Source organism: Falsiroseomonas sp. RANM36 (assembly GCF_056682175.1).
This window is the reverse complement of the sequence record NZ_JBWXTD010000003.1, coordinates 1,677,016-1,687,603: the sequence shown is the minus strand read 5'-3', so window position 1 is coordinate 1,687,603 and position 10,588 is coordinate 1,677,016. Positions and strand designations below refer to the sequence as shown.

Genomic DNA, 10,588 nt, shown 5'->3' with positions numbered 1-10,588 from the left:
CAGCTCTACCGCGCGCAGGCGATCCGGCAGAACCACCCCTATCACCGGGCCTGGCGGCCGGGTTGAACCGCATCGCCCCGTTGCCGCGCGGCGCCCCGTGGGGGGGGGGGGGGGGGGGGGGCGCGCCGCGGCCGGCCTCGGCGGGACGCTGCTGCTGCAGGAGGGAGAACTGGCGCTGATGGAGGCGCCGGGCCTGCTGGCCGCGGGCGACCCCCGCCTCGCCTCGCTCGGCGCCACCGTGCTCGGCGGCTATGCCGTGCCGGTCGCCGACTGACGCCACCACCGCCCCGCAAGGTTGACTCCGCCATGAGCGTGATGCCGCGCCCCTCCGTCCTCTCGGTCGAGCCCTATGTCGGCGGGGAGTCCAAGGTCCCGGGCGTCAACCGGGTGATCAAGCTGTCCTCCAACGAGGGCGCCTTCGGCCCGCCGCCCGGCGCCATCCGCGCCATCGCCGAGGCCGCGAAGGAGGCGCATCGCTACCCCGATGGCGGCGCGGCAGCGCTGCGCGAGGCGATCGGCGCCCGCTTCGGGCTCAACTCGGGACAGATCGTCTGCGGCAACGGCTCGGACGAGATCCTCGCCATGCTGATCCTCGCCTATGGCGGGGAAGGCACCGAGCTGGTCATGTCGGCGCACGGCTTCATGATGTACGACCTGACCGGCCGCTGGGCCGGCTGCCGCGTGATCAAGGTGCCGGAGAAGAACCTGACGGCGGATGTGGACGGGCTTCTCGCCGCCGTCGGGCCGCGCACCCGGCTGATGTTCCTGGCCAACCCGAACAACCCCACCGGCTCCATCCTGCCGCAGTCGGAGATGGAGCGGCTGCGCCGCGGGCTGCGCGAGGACGTGCTGCTGGTGCTGGACAGCGCCTATGCCGAATACGTCACGCGGCCGGACTACGATGCGGGCGCGAAGCTGGTGGATGCCGGCGGCGGCAACACGGTGATGACGCGCACCTTCTCCAAGATCTACGGGCTGGGCGGCATCCGGCTCGGCTGGTGCTACGCGCCGCCCGCCATCGTGGACGTGCTGGGGCGCGTGCGCGGGCCCTTCAACGTGAACTCCGCCGCGATGGCCGCCGGCATCGCGGCGCTGGCGGAGCCCGACTGGGTGGAGAAGTCCGTCGCGCACAACACGGCGGAGCGCGCGCGCGTCAGCGGCGCGCTGACGCAGGCAGGCCTGAAGGTCTGGCCGAGCGAGGGCAATTTCGTGCTGGTGGATTTCGGCGATGCGGCGCGCGCCAAGGCGGCCGATGCGCATCTGCGCGCGCGCGGGCTGATCGTGCGTGCCATGGGCGGCTACGGCCTGGCGCAGACGCTGCGCGTGACCATCGGCACCGCCGAGGAGAACGGCCTGGTCATCGAGGCGCTGGCCGCCTTCGCGCATGGCCAGTGACCTGCCGCCCTTCCAGGGACCGCCGGGGCCGCTGTTCGAGCGGCTGTGCCTGATCGGCGTCGGGCTGATCGGCAGTTCCATCGCGCGGGTCGCCCGCGCGCGCGGCGACATCGCGCGGACCGTGGTGGTGACCGCGCGCAGCCAGGCGACGCTCGACCGCGTGCGTGAACTCGGCATTGCCGATGAGGTCGAGGAGGATCCGGCGAAGGCGGTCGAGGGCGCCGATGGCGTGATCTTCTGCATCCCGGTCGGCGCCTATGCCGGGGTGATGGCGCGCATCGCGCCGCATCTGGCGCCAGGCGCCATCGTCAGCGATGTCGGCTCCACCAAGGGCAGCGTGGTGCGCGACCTGGCGCCGCTGCTGCCGAAGGGCGTGCATCTCGTGCCCGCGCATCCGATGGCCGGCACCGAGCATTCCGGCCCCGATGCCGGCTTCGCGGAGCTGTTCGAGGGCCGCTACACGATGCTGACGCCGCTGCCGGGCGGCGATCCGCAGGCGGTGCAGAGGATCGCCGAGCTCTGGCGCCGCTGCGGCAGCATGGTGGAGACGCTCGACCCCGTGACGCACGACAAGATCGTCGCGATCGTGTCGCATCTGCCGCACCTGATCGCCTTCACCATCTGCTCCACCGCCGACGACCTGGCGGAGGAGACGAAGGAGAAGGTGCTGAAATTCGCCGCCGGCGGTTTTCGGGACTTCACCCGCATCGCGGCGAGCGACCCCACCATGTGGCGCGACGTCTTCCTCAACAACCGCGAGGCGCTGCTGGAGATGCTCGGCCGCTTCGTGGAGGACGCGCATGCGCTGGGCCGCGCCGTGCGCTGGGGCCAGGCGGAGTATATCGAGGACCGCATCAACCGCGGCCGGAAGATCCGCAAGGGCCTGATCGAGCGCCACCAGGCGTAGGGACCGCACCGCCTGCGGGGTGCGGCACCACGCTGGCCTTTCAGTTCACGACGATGTTCGCCGCCTCCACCACGCGCTTCCAGCGCGCGAGTTCGGAGGTGACGAGCTGGCCGTATTCCGCCGGCGGGCCGCCGCGCGGGTTGGTGCCGCGCTGCGCGAGCTGGCGCCGCAGCTCAGGATCCGCCAGCGCCGCATCGAGCGCGGCCGACATCCGCGCCACCACCGCATCGGATGCGGAGCGATGCGCATGCAGGCCGAACCAGGCCTCGGCCGCAAAGTCCTGCATGCCGAACTCGGCACCGAGCTCCGACAGCGCGGGGACGTCGGGCAGGTCCGGCAGGCGCTGGCGCGAGGTGACGGCGAGGGCGACCACGGTGCCGCTGCGGATCTGCGGCAGGGCCGTGGGCAGGTTGTCGATGAAGGTGTCCACCTCGCCGGCGATCACCGCCGTCATGCCCGGCCCCGCGCCGCGATAGGGCACATGCGTGATGCGCGCGCCGGAGAGCAGGTTGATCAGCTCCCCGGTCAGATGCGTCGAGGTGCCGTTGCCGGCCGAGGCGAAGGTGCGCGTGTTCGGGTTGGCCTTCGCATCGCGCAGGAAGGCGCGCACATCGGCCTGCGGGACCTTCGTCTTGTTCGCGACCAGCACGTTCGGCACCGTCACCAGCAGCTTCACCGGCCGGAAATCCGTCTCCGGGTTGTAGGCGAGGTTGCGGTAGAGCGCCGGCCCGATGCCGTGCGAGGCGATCTGCGACAGGAACAGCGCGTGGTCGTCGGCCTCGCGCGCGAAGCGCCCGGCGGCGAGCGTGCTGCCGGCGCCGGGCTGGTTCTCCACCACCACCGCGCGGCCGAGCTGCGCGCCGAGCGATGCGGCGACGAGGCGCGCCACGACATCGGTGGTGCCGCCGGGCGGGAAGGGACAGACCAGCCGCAGGTCGCGCGCGGGCCAGGCAGGCTGCGCCGCTGCGCCGCCGGCCGCGAGCAGCGTTGCGGCGCCAGCGAGCAGGCTGCGACGTGTTGCGCTCATGGTCATGATTTCCCTCCCGGTTGTCGGCGCAGCTTGCCAATCGTCGAATGGCCTGTCGAGCCGATGGCTTGCCCGCGTCTCGCCGCGTGCCAAGATCGCGCAGGCCAGGAGGATCGCATGGACGCGCCGCACGCCCCGCCGCCGCATGATGTCGGCGGCCGCCATGTCGCCCCGATCGCGCGCGACGAGCACGAGCCCGCGCATTGGGAGAAGGAAGCGGACGCGATCCGCATGCTGCTCGCAGACCGCAAGCGGCGCTTCTTCACCACCGATGAGAGCCGCCGCGTGCAGGAGGCGCTGGACGCCGAGACCTACTGGTCCACGCCCTATTACGAGCGCTGGATCCACGCCTTCTCCTCCCTGCTGGTGGAGAAGGGCGTGCTGCCGCTGGCGGTGATCGAGGCCGAGGAGGCAAGGCTGCGCGACGCCGGAGAGGACGGCGTGGAGGGGCCCGCGGCCGGCGCGCACCAGCACGACCACGACCACGACCATGATCACGACCACGATGACGATCACGATCATCATCCCTACCAGGAGGATGACGACGCGGACGTCTCGGTGCTGTCGCCGCTCCGGCTGCGCGGCCTGGCGGTGCGCAACCTGCTCGTCGCGCGGGGCGTGCTGAGCGCCGAGGAGATCCGTGCCGAGATCGAGCGCATGGACAGCCGCGGCACGCATAACGGCGCGCGCGTCGTCGCCCGTGCCTGGACCGATCCCGGCTTCGCCGCGCGGCTCGCCGCCGATGCGGGATCGGCGGTGCAGGAACTCGGCCTCAGCGGCGGAGAGACGGTGCTGGCGGCGCTGTTCAATCGGCCGGAGCTGCATCATCTGGTCGTCTGCACGCTGTGTTCCTGCTATCCGCGCAGCGTGCTCGGCCGCCCGCCCGCCTGGTACAAGAGCCGCGCCTATCGCGCCCGCGCGGTGCGCGATCCGCGCGGCGTGCTGGCGGAATTCGGCACCGTGCTGCCGGAGGGGACGGAGTTGCGCGTGCACGACAGCAATGGCGAGCTGCGCTACCTGGTGGTGCCGGAACGGCCTTCGGGCACCGAGGGTTGGGACGAGATGCGGCTGCAGGCGCTGGTGACGCGCGACAGCATGATCGGCGTGACGCGCGCGCGGGCGCCGGGGGAGATGGCCGGCTAGGCCAGGACCTGCGCCAGCGCCCAGGCCGCCATGATGGCGAGCGCAGCCGCGCCGATGGCGTAGATCGCGACGCCGGTCCAGAAGGCCATCGGGTGCCGGTGGCGGTCATCCACGCCGAAGCGATGCGGCAGCACGCCGCTGCGCAGCGCCTCGGCCACGACCCAGCCGAACAGCGCCGCCAGCGGCGCGGACAGCGCGATCACGATCAGCAGATGCCCGTCCGGCAGCCCGGCGAGCAGGTGCAGCACCAGCAGCAGCAGGCCCGCGCCCGCCAGCACGATCGCCGCGGTGCGGGCGATGCGCAGCAGGATCTCGCGGGGCGAGTGACCCATCAGGCGCTGGCGGGCTCCACCGGCGTCGCGGGCACGCCCGCCGCCTCGATCGCGGCGCCGGCTTCCAGCAGCAGGTCCTCGCGGTAGCGGCCGGCGACGAGCTGCACGCCGACCGGCACGCGCCCGACCAGGCCGGTGGTGACAGTCAGCCCCGGCAGCCCCATCAGCGGCAGGCCGACCTGGGTGAGCTGCGCCTCCATCACCGCGCGGAAGCTCTCCGCGCTCTCGACATCCTGCAGGTCGCGGAAGGGCAGCTCGGCCGAGACCGGGCAGAGCGCGACCGGAAAGCGCTCGAAGAACTCCATCCACTCCCGCACAAAGCCGACGCGCTTCTGCAGCGCATCCATGAAAGCGAAGAGGTCCGGCGCGGGGCAGAGCGCCTCCATCTGCGCATAGACGAAGTTGGCATCGGAGTCGTTCTCGGCGGCGATCGCCTTGTTCAGGCCGCGACGGGTCTCCGCCAGCCAGAGCAGCGCCTGCAGCTGCGCGGGCTCGCGCAGCGGCGGCAGCGGTGCTTCCTCCACCGTCCAACCCGCGGCCTCGAGCCGCTTCGCGGCGTCGCGCAGCGCGGCCTCGACCGGCGCGGCGGTCGCGAGGCCCTCTGGCCGCACACAGAGCGCAACGCGCTTCGGCGCCGGCGGGCCTTCCATCGGGGCACCGACCCACCAGGGCTCGCGCACGTCGCGCGCGCTCATCGCCTCGAAGCCGAGCTTCACATCGGCGATGGTGCGCGCGAGCGGACCGGAGACGGCCATGATCTGCCCGCCGATATGGCGATCCGGCAGCGAGGGGTTCCAGGCCGGGATTCTTCCGAGTGTCGGCCGCAGGCCGTGGATGCCGCAGGCATAGGCGGGATAGCGCACGGAGCCGCCGATGTCGGTGCCATGGCCGATCGCACCGATGCCGGCGGCGGTCGCCGCCGCCGCGCCGCCGGAGGACCCGCCGGGCGTGATGCCGGGATCCCAGGGGTTCTTCGTGTGGCCGTGCAGCCCGTTGCGGCAGAACCAGCGCAGCGAGAAGGCGGGCGTGTTGGTGCGGCCGAGGATCACCGCGCCGGCCTTGCGCAAATTGGCGACGACCGGATTGTCCTCCGTCGCGCGGTGGTCGCGCTGGATGCGCAGTCCGTTGGTGGTGGCGTAGCCCTTCTGGTCCACATTCACCTTGATGGTGACGGGCACGCCCGCCATCGGCCCCGGATCCTCGCCATGCGCGATCATCGCATCCACGCGCGCGGCCTCGTCCAACGTGTCCTCTGGCCGATGGTCCACCACGGCGTTGATCGCCGGGTTGGCGGCGTCGAGACGCGCCAGCGCATCCTTCGCGACCTCCGTTGCGCTCGCGCGCTTGCCGCGTACCAGCGCGGCGATCTCGGTGGCCGGCAGGCGCCAGAACTCGGTCATCGCGGTCCTCCACCGAAATTCGGTTCGCGCTTCGCCAGGAAGGCCGCCTTGCCCTCGGCATGGTCGGCGCTGAGGAAGCAGGCGGTCTGGAACTGGCGCTCGTCCTCCAGCGCGCGTTCCAGCCCTTCGGCCAGGATGCGCTTGGTCAGCGCGATCGGCAGCGGCGCCTGCGCGGCGAGGAATTTTCCCAACTCCTGCGCCTTCGCCAGCGCGGCGCCCTTCGGCACGACGTGGTCAATGAGGCCGATGCGCTCGGCTTCGGCCGCCGTCACCTGCGTTCCGTAGAGAAAAAACTGGCGCGCGCGGCCATTGCCGATGCGGGCGGGCAGGGTGAAGGGCAGGCCGAGATCGGCGATCAGCCCGACCTTGCCGAAACCCGCCATGAAGCGCGCATCCTCGGCGGCGACGATGGTGTCGCAGGCGCAGGCGAGCGAGAGGCCCGCGCCGACGCACCAGCCCTCGACCGCCGCGACGATCGGCAAGCGGCCCGCGACCATCAGGCGGATGATGCGGTGCGTGCGGCGCATGCGCTCGAGGCCGCTTGCGTGGTCCTGCACATCCATGCCGGAGATGTCGCCGCCCGAGCAGAAGGTGCCGCCCGCGCCGGTGACGACGATGGCGCCGACCGCGCGATCGCCCTGCGCGGCTTCCAGAAGGTCGTGCAACTGCTCGCGCAAAGGCACGGCCAGCGCATTGCGGCGTGCGGGATAGTCGAGCGTCAGCGTCAGCACGCCGCCGTCGCGCGCCGAGACAACGCGCATCTCACCCATCCGCATGCAGCGTCGCGCTGGTCTTCGCCTGCACATCCGCCAGCGAGAGGCCCGGCACAATGTCGCGCACGACGAAGCCGCGGCCCGGCACCACATCCAGCACCGCGAGGTTGGTGTAGACGCGCTGCACCGCGGCCGGGGCCGTCAGCGGATAGCCGCAGCGCTCCACCAGCTTCGGCGTGCCGTCCTTGGTGGTGTGCTCCATCACCACCCAGAGCCGCTTGGCACCCGCGGCGAGATCCATCGCCCCGCCGACCGCCGGCGCGCTGTCGTTCTCGCTGGTCGCCCAGTTGGCGATGTCGCCGTTCTCCGCCACCTCGAAGGCGCCGAGGACGCAGAGGTCGATATGGCCGCCGCGGATCATCGCGAAGCTGTCGGCATGGTGGAAGAAGCTGCCGCCGGGGCGCAGCGTGACGGGTTGCTTGCCGGCATTGACCAGCCAGGCATTGACCTTGTCCGGCGCGGGCGCGGGGCCCATGCCCAGAATGCCGTTCTCGCTGTGCAGGATCACCTCGCGCTCGGCCGGCACATGGTCGGCGACCATGGTCGGGATGCCGATGCCGAGATTGACGAACCAGCCTTCCGGGATGTCCTGCGCGACGCGCGCGGCCATCTGCTGACGGTTCCACATGCTCACGACTCCCACACCCCTCCCCGCTTCACCTGCACGACGCGCTGCACGAAGATGCCGGGCGTGTGCACGTTGTCCGGCGCGATCTGGCCCAGTTCGCGCAGGTGATGCACCTGCGCGATCGTCAGGTCGGCGGCCATGGCCATCACCGGGTTGAAGTTCCGGCCGCTCTCGCGATAGGTCAGGTTGCCCCAGCGGTCGCCTTCCCAGGCTTCCACCAGCGCGACATCGCCCTTCAGCGCATGTTCCATCACATGCGCGCGGCCGTCGAAGTCCCGCATCTCCTTGCCCTGCGCCAGCTTCGTGCCGGCGGCGGTCGGCGTGTAGAAGGCGGGGATGCCGGCGCCGGCGGCGCGCATGCGCTCGGCCAGCGTGCCCTGCGGCACGATCTCCAGTTCGAGCTTCCCGGCGCGGTACAGCTCCTCGAACACCACCGATCCGGCGGAGCGCGGGAAGGAACAGATGATCTTCCGGACGCGCCCCATCTCCATCAGCTTCGCCAGGCCCACGCGGCCGGCGCCGGCATTGTTGGCGACGACGGTGAGGTCGGTGGCGCCCTGCTCGATCAGGCCCTCGATCAGCTCGTCCGGCTGACCCACGGCGCCGAATCCGCCCATCAGCACGGTCGCGCCGTCCTTCACGCCGGCCAGCGCCTCGGCGATGGACTGGACGATCTTGTTGATCATGCGCGAATTCCGCTCCCTCGCCGCCCGGCCTGGCGGCGGAGTTACCTGCCCGCGCCCAAGGCGTCCAGCGTCATGCCAGGATGAAGTCCCCCGCCGTCAGCGGCCCGCCCGCCAGCGTCACGGCGATGAGCATGTCGGAGGAGGCCTGCGCGCCCTCGGTCGCGTCGTTGACGAAGACATAGGTGCCGGCCGCGCTGCCGCCGGCGACATCCACCTGCCAGACCTGCAGGCCGGCGCCGCTGGCCGTGACATTGGCGGACCCGCCGAGCGCGGCGTTGACGCCCGCCATGACCTCCGCGTAGCGGTTCACGCCGGGGAGCAGGCTGGCGAAGACCACGCCGAGCGCGCCGTTGAAGACGATGGACGCGGGCACGACGCCGGCGAAGAGCTTGCCCGGGATGGCGGTGAAGCCGATGCGGTCCAGGCCGGTCTCCATGTCCGTGATGCTGTCCACGAAGGCCCGGAAGCTCTCGGCCGCCTTCTCGAAGAGGAACAGGTCGGCGCCGTCATGGCCGGTGAGCGTGTCCGCGCCGTTGCCGCCGAGCAGCGTGTCCGCGCCGTCGAGGCCGTAGAGATCGTCCTGCCCGAGGCCGCCTTCCAGCCGATTGCCGGCGCCATTGCCCAGGATGACATTGTCGAGGCCGTTGCCGAAGCCGTTGACGGCATTGCCGCCGGCAAGCCGCAGCATCTCGATCTCCGCCGCCGCGTCCAGCCAGTAGGAGGCGGTGGACTGCACGGTGTCGTTGCCGCCGCCGGCCGCTTCGATCACCAGGTCGAAGCGCGAATTCACCAGGTGCAGATCGTCGCCGGCGCCGCCATCGGTGGTGTCGAGGCCGCCGCCGCCATCCAGCGTGTCGCCGGCATCGCCGCCCGCGAGCCAGTCATCCCCGCCGCGCCCGCCGAGCGTGTCCTCGCCCTCGGCGCCATGCAGGCTGTTGGCACCGGCGGAGCCGAGCAGCGTATCGGCGCCGGCGCCGCCGAGCGCATGCTCGATGCCCGAGAGGCGGTCGAGCGAGCCCTGCGGGCCCGATCCGTCGCCGTCCCAGGCCCAGCCCGATTGCAGGTTCAGGAGCACGCCCCCCGTCGCCCCGCGAAACGCGACGATATCCTCCCCCGCGCCGCCGATCAGCGTGTCCGCCCCCGCGAGGCCGAGGAACCAGGTGCCGGCGTCGCCGCCAGCGATCCGGTCGGCGAAGCGGCTGCCGATCACCATCTCGAAGCTGCCGGAGAGGCTGTCCGCGCCGCCATCGCCGTCGAGCGCGATGCCGGCGGGCAGGTCCACCGCCACGCCGGCGGCGGCGAGCGCGTAGCTCAGCCGGTCGAAGCCGAGGCCGCCGGCCAGGGTGTCGTCGCCGGCCAGGCCGCGCAGGAAGGAGCCGTTGTCGCCGGCCACGATCAGGTCGTCGCCGGCGCTGCCCTCGACGCCGAAGATGTTGACCAGCACATCCACCGTGCCGAAGCCGTCGCGCACGAAGCTGCCGAGATCGAGGCGCGCGACGATGCCCGCCGGATCGTCGCGATGGCTGGCGATCACGCCATCCCCGGGCGCGACGGCGATGAGCGTGTCGGCGCCGAGCATCCCGATGAGGATCGAGGATTCCCCGGCGAAGATGTCCACGCCGGCGAAGGCGAAGACGGGCGTGCGCTGCATGCCGACCAGCACATCCGCCGCGGCGCTGCCACGCGCGCCCTCGAGGCCGGCCAGGCTGTCCGTGTCGCCCCAGCCGTCGCGGGCGCGGCCGGCGCCGACCACCAGCGTGCCGGCGGCGCCGAAGCCGGGGATGGTCACGGCGCCCTCCGACAAATTGACGATCACGCCGAGGCCGTCGCCGTCCGGGTCCGCGTCGTCGCCATGGTCGGCGATGTCGAAGCCGGCGCCGCCATCGAGCGAATCGGCGCCGCGCAGCCCGCGCAGCAGGCCGTCGCCAGGGCCGCCGAGCAGCGTGTCGGCCGCCGCCGTGCCGCGCAGCCCCTCGATGCCGCGCAGCGTGTCCGTCGCGCCCGAGGGATCGCGCGCGGTGCCGGGGGCGACGCCGCCCAACGCCACCGGGCCGAGATTGGCGAGCACGCCGGCGGCCCCGGGATCGTCGCGCCAGTCGGCGACGTCGAAGCCCTCGCCGCCATCCAGCCGGTCGCCGCCGGCGCCGCCGCCGAGCCAGTTGTCGCCGCCATCGCCGACCAGCGTGTCGGCGCCCGGCCCGCCCCCCGCCCGCGCGGTGCGGCGGCGGCCCGGCGCGGCGGAGCCGGGCCCCTCCACGCCGCCCCGCCCGGCCGGCGCGCGGCCCGCGGCGCGGCGG

Annotated in this window: 11 protein-coding genes; 4 read left to right on the top strand and 7 right to left on the bottom strand. The window is 72.4% G+C overall.

The window, feature by feature from the left end; all coding sequences use genetic code 11:
* The 3 genes from AC1MIR_RS13015 to AC1MIR_RS13005 form a co-directional block, all read left to right on the top strand.
* Nucleotides 1-274: hypothetical protein (locus tag AC1MIR_RS13015; protein WP_480028575.1), on the top strand; the 274-nt coding region annotated here is incomplete at its 5' end.
* Between the two features lie 32 nt (nucleotides 275-306).
* A complete protein-coding gene (gene hisC / locus AC1MIR_RS13010; RefSeq protein WP_480028574.1) occupies nucleotides 307-1,395 on the top strand; it encodes a histidinol-phosphate transaminase in 1,089 nt (362 codons plus the stop codon).
* Complete coding sequence (locus AC1MIR_RS13005; protein ID WP_480028573.1) at nucleotides 1,385-2,302, top strand: prephenate/arogenate dehydrogenase family protein; 918 nt, start codon at nucleotides 1,385-1,387, stop codon at nucleotides 2,300-2,302. The genes hisC and AC1MIR_RS13005 overlap by 11 nt, the downstream gene beginning before the upstream one ends.
* Before the next feature lie 40 nt (nucleotides 2,303-2,342).
* On the opposite strand, the gene AC1MIR_RS13000 is transcribed toward AC1MIR_RS13005, so the two are convergent.
* Nucleotides 2,343-3,329: a Bug family tripartite tricarboxylate transporter substrate binding protein gene (locus AC1MIR_RS13000; protein WP_480028572.1), complete on the bottom strand. Its 987-nt coding sequence runs from the start codon at nucleotides 3,327-3,329 to the stop codon at nucleotides 2,343-2,345.
* Nucleotides 3,330-3,446: 117 nt separating this feature from the next.
* On the opposite strand from AC1MIR_RS13000, the gene AC1MIR_RS12995 reads away from it, so the two are divergent.
* Nucleotides 3,447-4,472 (top strand): nitrile hydratase subunit alpha, encoded by a 1,026-nt coding sequence (locus AC1MIR_RS12995; protein ID WP_480028571.1) that lies wholly within the window; start codon nucleotides 3,447-3,449, stop codon nucleotides 4,470-4,472.
* Here AC1MIR_RS12995 and AC1MIR_RS12990 read toward each other — a convergent pair.
* From AC1MIR_RS12990 to AC1MIR_RS12965, 6 genes are all read right to left on the bottom strand, one after another.
* Nucleotides 4,469-4,804 carry a hypothetical protein gene (locus AC1MIR_RS12990; RefSeq protein WP_480028570.1) on the bottom strand — a complete coding sequence of 112 codons (336 nt, stop codon included), beginning with the start codon at nucleotides 4,802-4,804 and terminating at the stop codon, nucleotides 4,469-4,471. The two genes, AC1MIR_RS12995 and AC1MIR_RS12990, sit on opposite strands and share 4 nt — an antisense overlap.
* On the bottom strand, nucleotides 4,804-6,204 hold the full coding sequence (locus AC1MIR_RS12985) for an amidase family protein (protein WP_480028569.1): 1,401 nt from the start codon (nucleotides 6,202-6,204) through the stop codon (nucleotides 4,804-4,806). The genes AC1MIR_RS12990 and AC1MIR_RS12985 overlap by 1 nt, the downstream gene beginning before the upstream one ends.
* Nucleotides 6,201-6,965, bottom strand: coding sequence for an enoyl-CoA hydratase/isomerase family protein (locus AC1MIR_RS12980; RefSeq protein WP_480028568.1), 765 nt, complete (start codon nucleotides 6,963-6,965; stop codon nucleotides 6,201-6,203). Before AC1MIR_RS12980 ends, AC1MIR_RS12985 begins: the two co-directional genes overlap by 4 nt.
* 1 nt (nucleotide 6,966) lies before the next feature.
* Complete coding sequence (locus AC1MIR_RS12975; protein ID WP_480028567.1) at nucleotides 6,967-7,605, bottom strand: 3-oxoacid CoA-transferase subunit B; 639 nt, start codon at nucleotides 7,603-7,605, stop codon at nucleotides 6,967-6,969.
* Nucleotides 7,606-7,607: 2 nt separating this feature from the next.
* Nucleotides 7,608-8,291, bottom strand: a complete 684-nt coding sequence (locus tag AC1MIR_RS12970; RefSeq protein ID WP_480028566.1) for a 3-oxoacid CoA-transferase subunit A — start codon at nucleotides 8,289-8,291, stop codon at nucleotides 7,608-7,610.
* Nucleotides 8,292-8,361: 70 nt separating this feature from the next.
* Nucleotides 8,362-10,588: M10 family metallopeptidase C-terminal domain-containing protein (locus tag AC1MIR_RS12965; RefSeq protein ID WP_480028565.1), on the bottom strand; the 2,227-nt coding region annotated here is incomplete at its 5' end.

Bases quoted from the DNA above. Each gene is read 5' to 3' on its own strand.
- AC1MIR_RS12990 (WP_480028570.1), bottom strand. From the start codon at position 4,804: ATGGGTCACTCGCCCCGCGAGATCCTGCTGCGCATCGCCCGCACCGCG.
- AC1MIR_RS12995 (WP_480028571.1), top strand. From the start codon at position 3,447: ATGGACGCGCCGCACGCCCCGCCGCCGCATGATGTCGGCGGCCGCCAT.
- AC1MIR_RS13005 (WP_480028573.1), top strand. From the start codon at position 1,385: ATGGCCAGTGACCTGCCGCCCTTCCAGGGACCGCCGGGGCCGCTGTTC.
- AC1MIR_RS12980 (WP_480028568.1), bottom strand. From the start codon at position 6,965: ATGCGCGTTGTCTCGGCGCGCGACGGCGGCGTGCTGACGCTGACGCTC.
- AC1MIR_RS12970 (WP_480028566.1), bottom strand. From the start codon at position 8,291: ATGATCAACAAGATCGTCCAGTCCATCGCCGAGGCGCTGGCCGGCGTG.
- AC1MIR_RS12975 (WP_480028567.1), bottom strand. From the start codon at position 7,605: ATGTGGAACCGTCAGCAGATGGCCGCGCGCGTCGCGCAGGACATCCCG.
- AC1MIR_RS12985 (WP_480028569.1), bottom strand. From the start codon at position 6,204: ATGACCGAGTTCTGGCGCCTGCCGGCCACCGAGATCGCCGCGCTGGTA.
- AC1MIR_RS13000 (WP_480028572.1), bottom strand. From the start codon at position 3,329: ATGAGCGCAACACGTCGCAGCCTGCTCGCTGGCGCCGCAACGCTGCTC.
- hisC (WP_480028574.1), top strand. From the start codon at position 307: ATGAGCGTGATGCCGCGCCCCTCCGTCCTCTCGGTCGAGCCCTATGTC.